The 17,601-nt window shown below is 66.0% G+C and carries 5 protein-coding genes and 1 pseudogene; all 6 read right to left on the bottom strand.

The genetic code is table 11. The annotated features are described in order from the left end of the window. Window positions 1-28 precede the first annotated feature (28 nt). A pseudogene (locus ACFV4R_RS11995) lies at window positions 29-109 on the bottom strand (zinc-ribbon domain-containing protein); the annotation flags it as partial. Continuing rightward, complete coding sequence (locus ACFV4R_RS12000) at window positions 106-2,685, bottom strand: transglutaminase family protein (RefSeq protein WP_377202640.1); 2,580 nt, start codon at window positions 2,683-2,685, stop codon at window positions 106-108. The pseudogene ACFV4R_RS11995 and the gene ACFV4R_RS12000, both read right to left, overlap by 4 nt. Then, entirely contained in the window at window positions 2,682-4,013 is a 1,332-nt protein-coding gene (locus ACFV4R_RS12005; RefSeq protein ID WP_377202639.1) for a DUF58 domain-containing protein, read from the bottom strand. The genes ACFV4R_RS12000 and ACFV4R_RS12005 overlap by 4 nt, the downstream gene beginning before the upstream one ends. Before the next feature lie 50 nt (window positions 4,014-4,063). After that, on the bottom strand, window positions 4,064-5,035 hold the full coding sequence (locus ACFV4R_RS12010; RefSeq protein WP_268158449.1) for a MoxR family ATPase: 972 nt from the start codon (window positions 5,033-5,035) through the stop codon (window positions 4,064-4,066). Between the two features lie 91 nt (window positions 5,036-5,126). Continuing rightward, window positions 5,127-11,228 (bottom strand): Ig-like domain-containing protein, encoded by a 6,102-nt coding sequence (locus ACFV4R_RS12015; protein WP_377202638.1) that lies wholly within the window; start codon window positions 11,226-11,228, stop codon window positions 5,127-5,129. Window positions 11,229-11,391: 163 nt separating this feature from the next. Beyond that, a complete protein-coding gene (locus ACFV4R_RS12020; protein ID WP_377202637.1) occupies window positions 11,392-17,562 on the bottom strand; it encodes an Ig-like domain-containing protein in 6,171 nt (2,056 codons plus the stop codon). Window positions 17,563-17,601 lie beyond the last annotated feature (39 nt).

Here is a 17,601-nt window from a genome sequence, read left to right on the forward strand (position 1 = left end):
GGCTCCGTGCCGACCGGTTGGGCAGCGGCGCCCCGCATGAGGTGCAGAAAGCGGCGCCCGTGCGGATGCTCTGCTGGCAGCGCGGGCAGCGCTCGGCATTGGGGGTCACTGCTGTTTGGGTCCTTGCGTTGGGGGTTCTTCAGGGGACGGTGCGCCGGTGCCGGCCGGTGGCGTGCCGGGTCCGTCAGCGGGCGGCCCGGCAGGCGGACGACGGCGGCCCGCGGCTTTCCCGAACGGCAGCGCCGGCAGTTTGAACCGGCGTCCGCCGCCGCCGGCGGTGTCTTTCGTGTTCAGGGCGGTGCGTGCGTCGGAAAGGAGCGACCGCGGTGAGAACCGGGCCTGCTGGCGGCGCCAGAAACCCACCGTGGCTGTCATTTCCTTCAGCGACCCGTCCACGATGGTCCAGTATTCGCGCACCTCGTCCTCGCTGGGCTGCCCGGCGCCGAAGATCGAGGCGTCGGCGCGCCGCGCCAAAGTCGTGGTGGCGGACTGGCTGCCCGGGAACGCCTCGGCCAGGACCGCGGCGCTTTCCCGGCGCGTGGCCTTCGTGTCGACGGCGGCACCCATGTCGGTGGCAAGGCTGACCACTTCGCTCCATCCCCCGCCGACGCGCTGCGCAGGGTCACCTGCGCTGAAACGCGACTTCCGGCGTCGTGATTTCAACAACGCGACCAGCAGCAGCGGCAACGCGAGGATGGCCAGCGGGATCAGTGCCACACCCAGGGCACTGAGCAGCGCACCCCAGAACAGCCAGGGGTTGTCCTTCTTCTGGTCCGCGTCCAGCGCATCCGGCGAGGAGTCCGGCGGAAGGTCTGCCGGTTCCTGCGGCGGGGGCGGCGGCTGCAGTACCTGCGGCTTGGGCTTGGACTTGTTCTCCGGGTCCGGCGGGATGGGAACGTTGTCCTTGGGCGGGGTGGGATCGAAGCTGACCCAACCAACGCGTTCGAACGCGACTTCCACCCAGGCGTGGACGTTCTTGCCCGTGATCCTGACCTCGCCGGCACCGTTTTCAGGGCTCGTGGGGTCAGGGTAGAAGCCCATGACCACCCGGGACGGGATGCCCAGGTGGCGCAGCATCAGGGACATCGCCACGGCGTACTGTTCGTCGTCGCCCAGCATCTGCTTTGCCGTCAGCAGGTTGCGGATGCGTGCCGAGCCGTGGCCGGAGACGCTGGGGAGCTGCCCTTCGCTGACCAGGCCGTTACTGAACGCGCCGGTCTTTTGGAAGTGGGCCTCGATCTGGCGGACCCGGTCGATGGCCGTCGGGGCATCGGCGGACAGGTCGTTGGCCTGCGAACCCACCACCGGCGGAACTTCCAGCGGGTCCGGAAGCGAGACCTGCGCAAAGTCGTACTGCGTCAACTGGCCGTGCTCCAGTTTTACGGGATCTGACACCTGCACGCTGTAGGAGTCGCCCCGGTTGAGCCCGTTGGTGGTGACGGCGGTATCCGTGCCGGAGTTGAAGTACAGGCCGGACGCCGCCTGGGACCCGCCCTGGTCGAAGCTGATGCCGGTGGTCTTCCGGCCGCCGGGGACGAAGTATCCCTGGTAGTCCTCGATGCTGATGTCAATGGCGTAGTCGTTCGTGGGGACCACGCTTGAGGTGTCCGCCAGCGTGTTGATGGACTCGGCATCGCCCACCTTGCTGAAGTTGCCCGAGCCGTTGGGGTCCATGTTGTAGTTGGTCCCGTTGAAGGCGTCCAGGGCCCCCAGCCGTACCCTGCCGTCGCGGGGAAGTCCCTTGACGACGAACAGGGTGTCGTCCTTTTTGTCCTTGACGTAGGTGCGGAAGCTGGCCAGCGGGGTGATGTAGGCCTTGGGATCGAACGGCGGAACCACCACGTTGCGGAGGACCTTGCGTTCGTTTCCGGCGGTCACCAGCGGCGCGGACAGGGCGGTGACGCCCACGCTGACGGCGATCACGGCGGCGGCCATGCCCAGGCGGCGCAGCGAGGCTTTCCGGGCGGTGGCGGTGTCGGCCTGCGGATTGTTGACGGAAACCCGCCGGGTGGAGGACCTGCGGAGGGCGTCGCGGCGGAAGGTTGCCCAGGCGATGCCCAGCACCGTCAGGCCGATGCCGCGTTCAACCGTGAGGAAGGCGGCATTGGTGCTGAACGCGATACCCGTGACGAAGAGGAGCAGGACAGGGAGCAGCGGGAGGTAGGGGCTGCGCACCCGCCAGGTCAGCACGGCTGCCACGAGGGCCATGATCATTGAGCTCAGGAACGGGACGATCAGCACGCCGTTGGCTGACCCTACCGGGACGCCCACGGTGAGCATGTCCTTCCAGGCGAACACCACACCCAGCAGGAGTGTGCGGAGCGAGTCCAGGGTGGGCACAAACCCGGCGATGGCGGCGTCCGGAACTGCCAGCAGGGTGCCGAACACGAGGTAGGCGCCCAGGGTGATGGCCGTGGTGACCAGCAATCCGAGGCGCAGGTGCGCGTTGAGCACGCCGATGCCCAGGCCCAGGATGATGCCGCCGAAGCCGGACAGCAGGTAGTAGGGGTCGCCGCCGAAGCTGAGCCCGAAACCGAGCAGTCCCAGCCCCAGGAGGACGGTGAGGGCACCGGCGTCGAGGGCGAAATGCCAGGCGGGCTGCCCGTTACTGAACGGGCCGCCTTGGCTGCTGAAGGCTTTCCGGGCGGATCCGCTTCTGGGGCGGAGGCCAGGTGCGGAGGTCATGCTGCCGCCTTTCGGAGGACGATGCCGAGGTCGGCGAGGTCGCCGACGGTCAGCACGGTGAGGTCTGCGATGTTGGCCCTGCTGGACGCGGCCCCGGCCTCGATCCGGACGGCGAGGCTGCGGACGCCCGGCGGAACGGAGGCCGCGGAGGAGCGCAGCTGGGTGGCTGTCACGTTGCTGCCCACCACGAAGAACACCACGGAGGCGTTGGGGACGGTGTCTGCCAAAGTGCGGGCGAGGTCGACGGCGGTGCGGCGCATCGGGGTGCCGACGATCCGGGTCATGTCGTCGAGCATGTTGCGCCCGGTTTCGCAGCGCAGCGGCCCCTTTTGCGTCAGGACGTCCAGCTCGCGCTGCTCGCGGATCGCCTGGCGGCCGATCGATGCGGCCGCCGAGATGGCCATTTCGAATTCGTCCTCGGAGGCGTATTCCTCCGTGTTGATGGACAGCGCGATGGCAAGGTGCGCCCGGCGGGTTTCCTCGAACTGGCGGACCATCAGCTTGTTGGTCCGTGCAGTGGTCTTCCAGTGGATGTGCCGCCGGTCATCTCCGGGGACGTAGTCGCGGAGGGCGTGGAAGGAGACGTCGGCGCTGGACAGTTCGGTGGTGGGCATGCCTTCGAGGTCGCGGATGAACCCGGCGGCGGAGCCTGCCAGGGGCACCGTGCGCGGGTGGACGAAGAGGTCCTCGGGCTCGGTCCACAGGACCTGGCGGCGCAGCAGGTGCAGCGGGTCGGCCCGGACGGAGCGGACAGGACCCACCACGATGACGGCGCGGCGGGCGGTGGGAATGGTGAAGAGGTCTTCGTGGACCTGCTGGGGCTTCATGCGGGGCAGGTGGAAGACTGCGGTGACTCCGCCAACGGGCAGTTCGACCGATGCGGGCAGCAGCGGCCGGCTGGACGTGTTGGTGACGGCGATGCTTCCCACCGCGCTGTCCCCCACCGCCACGCGAGTCCGCGCCAGGTCCAGGACAACTCCGTAAGTGGAGCGGCCCAGGATGAAGCCAACGGCGATGAGGAACATAACGAAGGCCGCCACGGCGGCGGCCTTCGCCTCCTGCCAGCCATAGGCCGATCCTGCCCACCAGAGCAGGATCGTGGCGGCGAGGACCGACCATCCCAGCACGCTGACCACGGAGAGTACCGGCCATGCGTAGGTGAGCCACGCCTTCCGGACGGTGCGCCAGGCCGGTGCCAGGGCGAGGCCCACTGTGGAGCTTGCCTCGGCCCAGACCGCCGACGGGTGCAGGCGGGTGGGCCTGCCGTCCCGGTGGAAGGGTTGCTTGAGACGCTCCGTGAGCCGGGTCAGCGGGGTGCCGGTGGACATATGTGTGCCTTCGTTGTTGCTGGAAGTGGAGGGCGTGCCGGGCCTGCGGGTCAGGCGTTGGTGCGCTGCTGCGGGGCGGCCACGTCGGCGAGGATCCGGGCCAGCACCGCCTCTGGAGTCGCGCCGGAGAACTCGGCTTCGGGGTCCATCACGAAGCGGTGGGTCCACACCACCGGGGCGAGTTCCTTGATGTCGTCCGGCAGGACGAAGTTGCGGCCCTGCGAGGCCGCCCAGACCTTCGCGGCGCGGACCATGGCGAGGGCGCCGCGGACCGAGACGCCCAGCCGGGTTTCCGGGGCGCTGCGGGTTTCCTCACACAGCCGGGAAATGTACTCGAGCACAGCGGTGTCCACGTGTCCGGTGGCGGCAAGGTCAGCCATGTCGGCCACGGCCTGGGTGGTGATGACGGCGGAAAGATCCTGGGAACGGTCCTTGAGGTTGGAGCCGCCCAGCAGCCGGACCGTGGAGGCGTGGTCCGGGTAGCCAATGGACGTCTTGATCAGGAAGCGGTCCAGCTGGGCTTCCGGGAGGCGGTAGGTGCCGGCCTGTTCGATCGGGTTCTGGGTGGCCATCACCATGAACGGGCGGCCCGCCGAGTAGGTGACGCCGTCCACGGTGACCCTGGACTCTTCCATGACCTCAAGGAGCGCGGACTGGGTCTTCGGCGACGCGCGGTTGATTTCGTCGGCGAGGACGATGTTGTTGAAGATCGGCCCCTTGTGGAACTCGAACTTCTGCGTCTTCTGGTCGTAGATGGTCACGCCGGTGACATCCGAAGGCAGGAGGTCAGGGGTGAACTGGATGCGGTTGTTGGAGCCCTGGACGGTGGCGGCCAGCGCGCGGGCCAGGGAGGTCTTACCCGTTCCGGGGGCGTCCTCGAACAGGACGTGGCCCTCGGCCAGCATCGCGGTAAAGGTCAGCCGGATGACGTGTTCCTTACCCAGCACCGCCTGCCCCACATTGGCAACGAGCTTTTCGAACGTATCGGCAAACCACGCGGCCTGCTCGCTGGTCATCGTCATGAGATGGTCCTCTTCTTGTGTTGGCGGGATAGCGTGGCACGCCCGGAACGGGAAGCGCCTATGAGTCTGGCGTGGCGTTCTGTTGTTCCCATCAGCAGCCTCCGGGCCTCGGGCCATACAGATCCACAGTGGTGGATTTGACGTACCAGCCCGGGTGGCTGCCCTGGGTGACACGGAACCATGGTGTTCCGTTGCCGTAGATGTCCTTGGTGCAGTCAATGGTGAGCTTGCCCTCAGACCGTTCAACCCATCCTGCGCCACACCTCTTCGGCGGACCGTCCGAGTACGTGTCGGACTGGTTTGGCTTGCCTGGGCAGGTCCTGACGGTAGTGGCCTCCACTTGAATCTGGGACGTCGGGACCGGGGGCGGCGGCTCGGCGCCGCTGCGGGACGTATCGCTGCCGATCCGGCCCGGCTGGCCGCCGCTGATGGCGCGCACGCGGAGGGTGACCGTCTGGCTGTAGCCAACCGTCTTCGAGAAGGATCGCTGGTCGGTGTTCTGCCAGCCGCCGCCGTCGACACTGTACTGGTATCCCGTGACAGCGCGGCCGTTGCCGTCCGGCTGGTTCCATGTCCAGGACACTGTCTTGTCGCCCACTCCGCTGCTCTTGCTCCCGTTCACGTTCGGAGCAAAGGCCAGGCCATAGGGATTGACCTGGTTGGACGGAGCGCTGGCGTCACCGGCGGTGGAACTGCGAGAGGAAACGGCCCAGACCACCACCGAAGTTGGGGTGCCATTTGCGGCGGCGACGGTTCCGCCGCCGGCAGCGATGTTGCCGCTGCCCCCGCCGGAGGTCAGCGAGTATTTGTAGGTGATTTCCTGAGCGGTCGAACCGTTTCGTTGGCCGTCGCTCAACACTGGGAACCTGACGTCGATCTTTCCGCCATTGGATCCGGTGTCCACCAGCGTCGCCGTCGGTGTACCGACCATGGCCGGCTTGCCCACGGCCCGGATGGGCGCCGACTGGGCACTCGTGGCGCTGGTTCCGGCCTTGTTGGTGGCGGAGACGGTGAAGGTGTAGTTGGCCTCGGAATTGTCCACTGTCACGTTCTGCGAGGTGCCGGCCACCTGCTGGGTGGCAACCACCGCACCGCCCCGGAGGGTGGTGAGGGTGTAGGCCGAGACGGCGTCACCGTTATTGTTCGGCGCAGCCCAACTGACCCGCAGTTGGCTCTGCTGGCCGAGGGGCGCTGCCTGCGCGGCCGTGGGTGCTGCCGGGGTAGCCGGCACGCCTGCCGGTACTTCTGCCGCAGAGTACGGGCTCCACTCAGAGGGCTCCTTGGCATCGTTACGTGCAAGGACACGCACCTTGTAGGACACGCCGTTCTGCAGGCCCTTCCAGACATAGCTGACAGCGGTCAGATTCTGGATCTGGGCGTTCTGCCCCGCGGGGGCCGGCGAGATCTCCAGGTCGTAGGACTTCACCGGCGAACCCTTGCTGGCGGGCGCGGTCCAGTTGATGGACAGTTGCTTGTCGCCGAACTTCAGGGAGGGCGCCAGCGGTGTATCCGGCTTGACGTCGGGTCGGACCTCGGCCGAGGGCGGGGACTTGTCGGAGTCGCCGAACTCGTTGGTGGCGGTGACCTGGAAGTGGTACTTCGTGTTGTTGACCAGCCCGTTCAGCGTGCAGGTGTTGGCCGGACAGTCCTGCTTGAACCCGCCCTCGCCGTACACGGTGTACTTGGTGATGGGTGAGCCGCGGTCCGCGGGTGCGGTCCAGGTCAGCAGTGCAGTCCTGTCCCCCACGCTTTGCGCCTGGGGAGTGGTTGGCGCCGCGGGCTCGTCCTTGACCGTAAGCCGGACGCGTGCCGTGGCGTGCCGTGACGCGTCCTGGGTCTTGTCCTCCACTGTGTAGGTGACCACCATGGTTCCGGTGAAGCCCTGATTCGGCGTGATAGTCAAGGAGTCGCCATTCACTTCCACATTGCCGTTGCCGGTCTCGGCGCCGGCGGCAATGATCTTCAGCGCTGTTTCGGGGAACGGGTTGGCGTCGTTGGCCAGGACGTTGATGGTGACGGGCTTGCCGGCGGCGGCGTTGGGCTCAACGTCGTCGTTTGCTACCGGTTTGGGCCGGTTGGATGCCGTCACGGACAGCTGGAACGTAGCCGTAGCTTCAAGGCCGCGCGGGTCCCTGGCCTTGACCTGCACGGCACCGGCCGTGCCGGCCCGGCTGGAGTCCGCCGCGGAGACTTTGAGGTTCTTGCCGTCGACGCTCACGTTGAATCCGGCCGGCGCACCGTCCAGGAGTTCGTACTTCATGTTGTCGACGTCGTCCCCGTCCGGGTCCGAGGTCAGCTTGCCCAGATCGATGCTCGCCGAGTCGCCCATGGGCACTTCGACGTTCGCGCCCAGGAGCTCAGGCGGGTTGTTCTTGTTGGGGTCCGGGAGGACCTTGGTGCGGATGCTGAGAGTCGACTTCAGGCCGGCGGGATCGTCAGGTCCGGTTCCGTCCGTGACTTCGAAGGTCAGCGAACCCGGACCCACATAGTCGGTGCCTGCGGTGTACTTCAGCCCCGTGCCGTCACCGGTGACGGGGTCGCTGCCGTCGGCTCCGATGAGCTTGATCCGGTCCGCCTGGGTAAGCCGCGGAGAGCGGCCTTCACGGACCTTGACCCATTCGTCCAGGTCCACGTTGACGGACTGGCCGGCCACCACTTCCAGGACCTCGTCCTTGGCAAGCGTGGGAACCTGCTGGCCGAGGCCGGGCACCCAGATGATGGCGGTGGACTTCTGCCCGTCCACGTCCTCCACGGTGTACGGGATAAGCTGCGGCTGCTCGGTAAGGTCAACAATCATGTTGCCTTCGGCGCCGGGCCGGGCCGTGGTTGCCTCGGTGCTGATCTTCAGGTTCTCGCCCACGCCGTCGGGGTCTTCGTCGTTTTTCAGGACGGGAACGTCCACGGCGGTCTTGCCCATGGTCTGGGCGGACGTGACCCGGTCGTCACGGGCGATGGGTGCCTTGAGCGGAACCTCCGGGTCCACCACCACGCGGATGGTGGCCTGCGCCCGGGCGTCCCGGTCATCGGCCACGGTGTACCGGACGTTGACGGTCCCGGCCTCGTTGGGAGCGGTCAGGATAACCCGTCCGCTGGCCTTGCTGACGGTTGCCTGAAGGGCCGGATCAGCCTCGATGCCGTCGGTGAGGATGCGGATCTGGTCGCCGTCGGGATCGGTGTCGTTGCCGGTGGCGTCGACGGCGATCTGGCGGCCCGGGCGGACCCGCACCTCGTCGTCCACGGGAGTGGGCTTCTGGTTGATTTCGCCGCGCGGGGCGATGCCCACGGTCACGGTGCCGGTGTTGACGGCACCCTGCCGATCCACCACCTTGTAGCGGAAAGTATCGGTCCCGGCGCCATCACCGGCAGCCGTGAAGTCGATGAAGTTGCTGCCCACGGTGGCTGTACCCATGGCTGGAGTACTGTCGATTCCGGTGAGCTGGACCGAGTCGCCGTCGGGATCGATGCCGTCCAGGGGCACCGGAATGCGGACGGTGCCGGCCGCCACCACGCGGGCAGTGAGGTTGCGTGGCTGGGGCCGGGAATTCTCCGCGCCTTCCAAAGGGAGGATGTGGATGGTGACTGCGGCGGCGCTCTTTTGGCCCTGCGGGTCCACCGCGTTGTAGATGGCACGGACCGTCTTTGGCTGGCTGCCCGCGATGAACCGGACAGTGTTTTCCGAGACGAAACTCTTCCCGTCGACCGGGTCCACGCCCTGCGGCAGGACCGGGTCCACAGTCAGTTCCTGGCCCTGTGGGTGCGTGTCGTTGTCCAGGACGGGAATGGTGACGACGTCGTTGACGCGGACGTTCACCTCGTCAGGCTTGGGCTGGGGTGCTTCCACCACGGCCGGTGCCGGGACGGGTACCACGGAGACGGAACCGGTGGCCGACTTCTTGCCGTTGGACATGGTGTATTCGAAGAGGATCGGATCCTTGGTTCCCAGGATGTCCGTGATGCGCAGGACGCTGTGATTGATCACGCTGACTGAGATGGTGGCATTTTCCGGCAGCTTCACGGATTGCAGCACCAGAACGCCGCCTGAGGGGTCGGAGTCGTTGGCCAGCGGGTCCAGCAGGACGCTGCCACCGGTGGGCATCAGGGCGACGTCGTGGACAGCAACAGGGTCGCCGGGATCGTCACCGGACTCGACGTCCACGCGGATCAGTCCCTGGCTGCTCTGCGGGCCGTTGCTGGCAATGTACGTGAGGTAGACGGGGCCCGGGGTGGTACTGCGGAACGTGAAGGTTCCGCCGTCTGTCACGGGGCCGAGATCCGCGGGGCCGTTGGCTTCCACCTGGGCCAGGCGAAGCGCGCCGCCGTTGGGGTCCACGTCATTCTTCAGCGGCGAAATCACCAAATCCTGGCCCACCACGGCTGTGACATGGTCAGCGTTGACCACGGGCGCAAGGGCACCGGGTGGCTGGACGTTGATGACCACCCTGCCGGTGACGGTGTCGCGGCCGTCCCAGATGGTCACCTCAACGTTCTTCTTCCCAGCGGTGGCGCCGGAGTCCTGGAACGTGAGCAGGCCGTCGCGGCGGACTTTCACCTGGTCCTGGTCGTTATCGGCCTTGGCATCAAGGAGCACCAGGTCGTCGCCGTCGGGGTCCACCCAGTCCGTAAGGATGTTCTGGCTCACGGTCTTGCCCTGTTCCACCAGCATGGTGGTGTTCTCGCCGCGTTTGAACTGCGGCGGCTTGTTATCGTCCGGGCCCACCACGTTGAGGGTGACCTGTCCGGCTGCGGAGAGGCCACGCCCGTCGGACGCCGAGTAGCTGAACGTTTCCGTGCCGGGCCGGGCGTCGGCCGGCACGGAGATCTGGAAGGCGGTGCCGCCGTAGATGTTCTCCAGCGTCCCTGCCCTCGGCGGGTTGCCCTGAAGCCCGGCGGTGAGGACGTCGCCGTCGGGATCCGAGTCGTTGTCCAGGACGCTCAGGATGGTGGTGCGGCCGGGACGGACGCCGACGACGTCGGGCTTGGTTTCCGGCGGACGGTTCGGTTTGGTGCGGTCCGGCAACACGTTGATGGTGTTGATGTCCGCGGATTCCTGGTCCTGTTCATCGGATTCGTTCTTGGGGGGAACAACGTCGTCCCAGTTGTTCACGAGCTGCATGTTCTGGTTCACCAGCCACACATTCCCGGAATTCACATCATTGAGGACCACTAGGTCCCGGTTCACCCGAAACACATACGACGGCGACGCACTCGCCTTCGGCACATCCACATTCTTATCATCAGCATCACTGACACAATCACGGACATACTTATTCGCCCCCGACCACGCAGCATGCACACACCCACCCAACTGCACCGGCGCCGCAGGAACACCCTCACCACCAAACGACACCGCCTTCGTTGTCCCACCATCCAACGGCTGCTTCAACAACGCCTTCTGCGTCGCAATCGCCACAAAATCACTGCCCGGACCACCCTGCTGCAACTTCGCATCCCGCGCATCAGCCAACTGCAACCGCTTACCACCAGGCAAAAACAGGTTCCCCGCCGCAGCATCCAACACCACCGGCCGGTCCCCCACCACCGTGACCTGCAGATCCCCCGCACCCTTCAACTCAGACCACGACTCAGACTCCGACGACACCACCACCCCATTAGCATCAACACCGGTCACCGTCACCGTCCCAGCCTTCGGATCCGCCGAATAAATACGATCATCAGCACCCACCGCCGACACCGTACCCTCAGACCCCACCAACACCGGCTCCGACGCTTCCTCATCAAAACCATTCACCGTCGACGGCGACACCGCCCACACCTTGCCCGACGCCGCATCCGTCACCGACAACACCGACGACCCAAAACTCACATCCGCAGCCCCCGGCAACTGCTTATCCCCACCCAAACGCATATTCGCCGGCGACACCTGATTCAACGTCGAACCAGACTCATCATCAACAAACACCTCACCGGCATCCTGCAAAATATCAAACGTCGACGACGCAGGAGTCACCGCCCCATCCAACACACGCGACGGATAATTCAACCGCCCCACCGCATTCTTGGACTTCGACACCACCCACACACCACCGTCATTCAACTCCACCTCAGTGGTCTTAAACCCCGGATAGAGCACGGCGCCGGTCGCCACGACGGCCACGGCAGCGGCGAAGGCTGTACCGGTGACGATCTTCCTGTGGCGCCGTTTGAGCCCAAGTTTCCCCAGCAGACTTGTCACAGCGATTGGCTTCCCTCAGTTGTGCGGCGGCCCCCCGGCCGAAATCCCCAAAAACCCGGTATCGGGCTCTCTGTTCCCCGCGCTAGCCTACCCAAGGGTGCAAGGGTCCGCGATGGGTAGAGGTGCCCCAGGCGCTGACCTGCGGCTTCATGATTTTGGCGCGTCAGCACGGGGGTGCTCCAAGCCCTGCGGGGTCCGGAAGAGTGGTGTGGCCGGCAATGACGTAACGGCCTACGTTGCGTGCCGAGCCGGACTCAACCCGCCACCAGCGGACGATGCCGTTGCCGGACCAGTTGTCGCTTTGGTCGATGTAGCAGGCCACCATGATGCGGTCCTGGCTGGACTTGTAGAACCAGGGCGGATTGTTGCCGCTGACCCCGTCGCAGGTGAAGTAGGGCGTGGGCCGGTAGTTCGAGCCGCCCCGGGTGAAGGTGCAGGAGCGCTCGAAGTTGGGATCCGAGGTCTTGATCCGGGTTTCCCAGAGTCCCTGCTTGCCGGACGTTGCACTGGCACGGGCGATGCCGCTGCCGGTCCCCACGGAGTTCAGGGTCTGGACTTCGATGGTGCGGCTCTGCTGCCAGCCACCGGTATTGATGGTCCGGCTGCCGGAAGCTGCCACGTTCTCCCATCCTCCACCGTTGATCCTGATCCTGGTGCTCGCGACGTCGTTCGTTGCCGTGGATGGCGAGGACCAGCGAAGCGTAACGGACTGGTCGTTGACGCCGCCGTCCTGTCCCGATGCGGACGGTGTGCCCGGGGACCCGTACGGCGTTGCCGACGCCGGGGCGCTGGCGTTGGAGCTCGGGGCCACGGAGGAATTGGCAATGACAGTGATGCTCACCTGGGCGCCGTTGGCGAAGCCGCCGATGGTCTGGCCCGGGGTGATGGGGCCGCTGGCCCCATTGCTGGCGTTGTAGCTGTAACTGACCTCGTTCTCGGCAGAGCCGTTCCGTTCAGCAGCCGTCAGGCGCCTGAAGTCGACAGTGACGGACCGGCCGGCACCGCCGGTGTTGGCCGGAGTGGCGTTGACGCCCGAAACCTGGCCAAGCTTTCCGGTGGCACGGCGTGGAGCCGACGGCGGGCTGACCGCACCCTTGCCGGCTTTGTTCTCGGCCTGCACGGTGAACGTGTACGCGGCTTCGGAGTTGTCCGCCGTGAAGTTGGCGGTGCGCACCGTGCCTGGAATGGTCTGCGTCTGGTCTGGCCGGCCGCCGCCGGACATCGTGACGTAGTAGGCGCTGATGGCGTCACCGTTGGTGTTGGGTTCAGTCCAGTTCACCCGGAGCTGGTTCTGGGTTCCCACTGACGATGCCACGGAAGAGGTGGGTGCGGCGGGGGCTGCCGGAACGCCGGCCGGATTGTCTTCGGCGGAATAGGTACCCCAGTCGGAGGGGCCCAGCTCGTTGACGGCCTGCGCACGCACCTTGTATTTCACGCCGTTGGTCAGCCCGGTCCAGGTGTAGTTGAGGCCTGCCACCTCGTTCTTGACGGCAACACCGTTGGCGGGCGGAGGTGAGATCTCCAGGTTGTAGTGCTTGACCGGGGAGCCTTCCGTCCGGGCAGCGGGCCAGTTGATGACCATGTTCTTGTCGCCGGCTTTGACGCTGGGTGCTTCCGGCGGGGAGGGCTTCTCGTCGGGCCGGATCTCGTTCGACTGCGGTGACGGCTGCGACTCCCCCACCTCATTGGTTGCCTTGACCGTGAAGACGTACTTCACGTTGTTGGTCAGGCCGGAAAGGGTGCAGGTGGTGGTGGGGCACTTCTGCTGGAATCCGTTGTTGGATACCACCGTGTATTCGGTGATGGGCGCTCCATTGTCCGACGGCGGCGCCCACTTGAGCACCGCGGTGCGGCTGCGGACGTCGGTCGCCGAGGGGGCGGACGGCGCATCGGGTTCACTGCGCACTGTGAGGCGGACCCGGCCGTCCACTTGGCGGGAAAGGTCGCCGGTCTTGTCGGCGATGGTGTAGCGGACCACCATCACGCCCTTGAATCCGTCTGCCGGGGTGATGGTGATGGAGTCGCCGTTGATGGTGGGCTGGCCTTGGGCCGAACCGGTTTCGACGCTGGTGCCGACGATCTTCAGCGGCGTATCACTGTAGGGGTTGACGTCGTTGGCCAGGACGTTGACCGTCTCGGCGCGGCCCGCGTTGGCTTTCTCCACCACGTCATCATTGGCTACCGGCATGGGCCGGTTGGAGGCCACGTGCCGCACCTGGACGGTGGCCGTCACCGCGGGCGACCGTCCGTCGGTCACGGTGGCCTGGATATTGCCCGTCACGCCGACCCCAACGGAGTTCTCCGCACTGACGCTCAGTACCGTGCCGTCGAGCTTCGCGCTGAAGCCCGGGGGCGGTGAGCCTTCGAGGGAGAACGTGAGGTTACCCTGGTCCCGTTCGTCGACGTCGGCCGCGAGGGGGCCAAGGTCCAGGGTGGCAGTTTCCGTCTTGGGAATGTCCAGCGATGCGCCACGGAATGTGGGCGGGGTGTTGGCTTCGTCCGGGTCCGGGATCACGTTGGTCATGATGACCAGGGTCGATTTCAGCCCGTCGGGATCGTCGGGGCCGGAGCCGTCGGTGACTTCGAAGGTGATGGATCCCGGGCCCGCGTAGCCGGGCCGCGCCGCGTAGCGGAGGCCTTCGCCCTCTCCGACGATCACGTTGTCCGGGGAGGCGCCCAGGACCTTGACGGAGTCGGCAACGCTGATCTTGGGCCGGCGGCCGTCCCGCACCCTGACGTAGTCGTCCAGGTCCAGGGTGATTTCCTTGCCGGCCATGACCTCCACCGTTTCGGTGTTGGACAGCGTGGGGTACTGCGCACCCTGGCCCGGCACCCAGATCACGGCCGTTGCGGTAAGGCCGTCGGTATCGGTCACCGTATACGGGATGAGCTGGTCTTCGGGCGTGAGGCTGACCACCACGTTTCCTGAGCCGCCCACGCGGGCATTCGGGTTGCCGTCCGGAAGGCTGATCTGCAGCTCTGAGGCAACCCCGTCGGGGTCGGAGTCGTTCTTCAGGACGGGTACGTCGATGGCCGTCTTACCCAGGGTTTCGGCCAGCGTGACCCTGTCGTCCTTGGCAATGGGACGCTTCAGTTCCGCGTCCGCGCTGACCCGCACCCGGATCACGGCGCTGGCCTGCGCCTTCTTGTCGTCCTGGATGCGGTACCGGATGCTCTCGTTGCCTTCCACCGCGGGCGCGGTAAAAAGTACTTTGGCGCCGTCAGCCACTTCGACGTTCAGCTCGGGCCGGGCTTCGAAACCGTCGGTCAGCAGGGAGATGGGATCGCCGTCGGGATCCGAATCATTGGCCAGGGCGTCAACGGCGACGTTCCTGCCCGGCCTGACATCCACGGCGTCGTCCACGGCAATCGGGTTCTGGTTGATGGCTTCCGGCGGTGCAACGCCCACAATGACGGTGCCGGTGTTCTCGGCGCCAATCCGGTCGCGGACGCGATACGTAAAGGTGTCCGTCCCGGCGGCGTCACCTGCGGCCGTGTATTCGAGGTAACCGTCACGGATGATCGCCGTGCCCATGCCCGCCGCCTTGTCGATTCCCATCAGCTGCACCGAGTCGCCGTCGGCGTCGATGCCGTCCAGGGGGACGGGGATCTTGACGGTCATGCCCGAGACCACGCGCCCGGTGAGGTTGCGCGGTTCGGGGCGGCTGTTCCGTTCGTCGTCGCGCGCCAGGATGCGGATGGTCACCTGTTGGGAGTCCACCTGGCCGGACTCATTGCGGACTTTATAGATGGCGTAGACGGTCTTGGCCTCGGAACCGGCGATGAACCGCACCTGGTCCCCGGCCACAAAAGTCCGTCCGTCGGCTTCGTCCGGTACCTGGGCGAGGTCGGGCACGAGGGTCAGCTTGCCGCCGTTGGGATCGGTGTCGTTGTCGAGCACCGGGATGGAGACGACGTCACCGGCACGGACGGTGGCTTCATCGGGCTTTGCCTGGGGTGCCTGCAGTTTTGTCGGTGCCGGGACCACCACGACGGCGATCTCGCCGGTCGCGGAGGACCGGCCGTTGGAGATGGTGTACTTCAGCGTCAGCTGGCCTTCGGCGCGGAGGTCCGTGATCCGGACCACCGAGTGGTCCAGGACGGACACGCTGACCGGAAGCGAACCGTCGGCGGTCACCGACTGGACCACCAGCACACCGCCGGAGGGGTCGGAGTCGTTGCCGAGCACATCGACAAGGACGCTGCCGCCGGTGGGCAGCAGGGCAATGTCGCGCACGGCGACGGGGGCTCCGGCGTCGTTGCCGGCCACGACGTCGACACGGACCAGTTGCACTGCGCTGGCGGGGCCGTTGGTTACCAGGTACTCCACGTAGTGCGGTCCCGGCACGTCGGACGTGAAGCTGAAGGTCTGCTGGTCGGCGCCGATGACCGCCCGGGACTGCTCGTCCGCGGTCACCTGGGCGAGGCGGAGCGCGCCGCCTTGGGGGTCGATATCGTTTTTGAGTGGTGCAATGACCGTCGGAGCCCCGGCCACTGCCACCACGTGGTCAGCGTTGGCGATGGGCGGGAGGGCCCCGGCGGGGCGGACGTCAAGGGTGATCCGGCCTTCAGTGGTGGCCTGGCCATCGGAGATGCCCACCGTGAGGACCTTGCGGCCGGGTGACGTGCCGCTGTCCTGGAAGGAGAGCTGCCCGTCGGGGCGGATGCGGACCTGGTCAAGGGGGTCCGGGCTGGAGACCGACGTGGCGTAGAGGTCGTCGCCGTCGGGGTCGATCCAGTCCGTGAGGATGTTCCGGGTGACCGATTTGCCCTGCTGGACCACCATGGTGGTGTCACGGTTCGGCTTCTGCGCAGGTGCGGTGTTTTCCGTCAGCGGGACGACGCGCAGCGAAACCTCGGCGGTGGCGGAAAGCCCGCGGCCGTCGTCCACCGTGTATTTGAAGGTTTCGCTGCCTGTCTTGTCGGCGGGAACGGCGACTTGGAAGCCCGTGCTGCCGTAGATCGTCGACACCGTGCCCAGGCGGATGTTGTCGGGCTGGCGCACTGTCAGGATGTCGCCGTCGGGGTCCGTGTCATTGTCCAGGACCGGGAGGATGGTGGTTTTGCCGGCGCGGACGCCGTAGCTGTCCGGCTGGGCAACCGGCGGGCTGTTGGGTTTGGTGCGGTCCGGGAGGACTGTTTGCTGGACTTCGTCGGCGGAGTCCTTGTCGGCGTCGTCCGAGGTTTCCTTGGGGGGAACAACGTCGTCCCAGTTGTTCACGAGCTGCATGTTCTGGTTCACCAGCCACACATTCCCGGAATTCACATCATTGAGAACCACCAGGTCCCGGTTCACCCGAAAGACATACGACGGCGACGCACTCGCCTTCGGCACATCCACATTCTTATCATCAGCATCACTGACACAATCACGGACATACTTATTCGCCCCCGACCACGCAGCATGCACACACCCACCCAACTGCACCGGCGCCGCAGGAACACCCCCACCACCAAACGACACCGTCTTCGCCGTCCCACCATCCAACGGCTGCTTCAACAACGCCTTCTGCGTCGCAATCGCCACAAAATCACTGCCCGGACCACCCTGCTGCAACTTCGCATCCAGCGCATCAGCCAACTGCAACCGCTTACCACCAGGCAAAAACAGGTTCCCCGCCGCAGCATCCAACACCACCGGCCGGTCCCCCACCACCGTGACCTGCAGGTCCCCCGCACCCTTCAACTCAGACCACGACTCAGACTCCGACGACACCACCACACCATTGGCATCAACACCGGTCACCGTCACCGTCCCAGCCTTCGGATCCGCCGAATAAATACGATCATCAGCACCCACCGCCGACACCGTACCCTCAGAGCCCACCAACACCGGCTCCGACGCTTCCTCATCAAAACCATTCACCGTCGACGGCGACACCGCCCACACCTTGCCCGACGCCGCATCCGTCACCGACAACACCGACGAACCAAAACTCACATCCGCAGCCCCCGGCAACTGCTTATCCCCACCCAAACGCATATTCGCCGGCGACACCTGATTCAACGTCGAACCAGACTCATCATCAACAAACACCTCACCGGCATCCTGCAAAATATCAAACGTCGACGACGCAGGAGTCACCGCCCCATCCAACACACGCGACGGATAATTCAACCGCCCCACCGCATTCTTAGACTTCGACACCACCCACACACCACCGTCATTCAACTCCACCTCAGTGGTCTTAAACCCCGGATAGACGACGGCGCCAACAACGAGGGCGGCGAGGGCAAGCCCCATGGCGGAGGTGCTGAAAAGGGGGGACTGGAGAAAGGGCCGGCGCCGGGGCGCAGCAGCAGCTTTTGCGCGCGCTCGTCCGCGAAGTTTCATGGAACGGTTCCCCCCGTTAAGTCCGGCGACGGCCGACGA

The sequence above is a fragment of the Pseudarthrobacter sp. NPDC059871 genome (assembly GCF_042731175.1).
GTDB lineage: Bacteria > Actinomycetota > Actinomycetes > Actinomycetales > Micrococcaceae > Arthrobacter.

Excerpts from the sequence above, each read along its gene's own strand:
- ACFV4R_RS12000 (WP_377202640.1), bottom strand. The coding sequence starts at position 2,685 with ATGACCTCCGCACCTGGCCTCCGCCCCAGAAGCGGATCCGCCCGGAAA.
- ACFV4R_RS12005 (WP_377202639.1), bottom strand. The coding sequence starts at position 4,013 with ATGTCCACCGGCACCCCGCTGACCCGGCTCACGGAGCGTCTCAAGCAA.
- ACFV4R_RS12010 (WP_268158449.1), bottom strand. The coding sequence starts at position 5,035 with ATGACGATGACCAGCGAGCAGGCCGCGTGGTTTGCCGATACGTTCGAA.
- ACFV4R_RS12020 (WP_377202637.1), bottom strand. The coding sequence starts at position 17,562 with ATGAAACTTCGCGGACGAGCGCGCGCAAAAGCTGCTGCTGCGCCCCGG.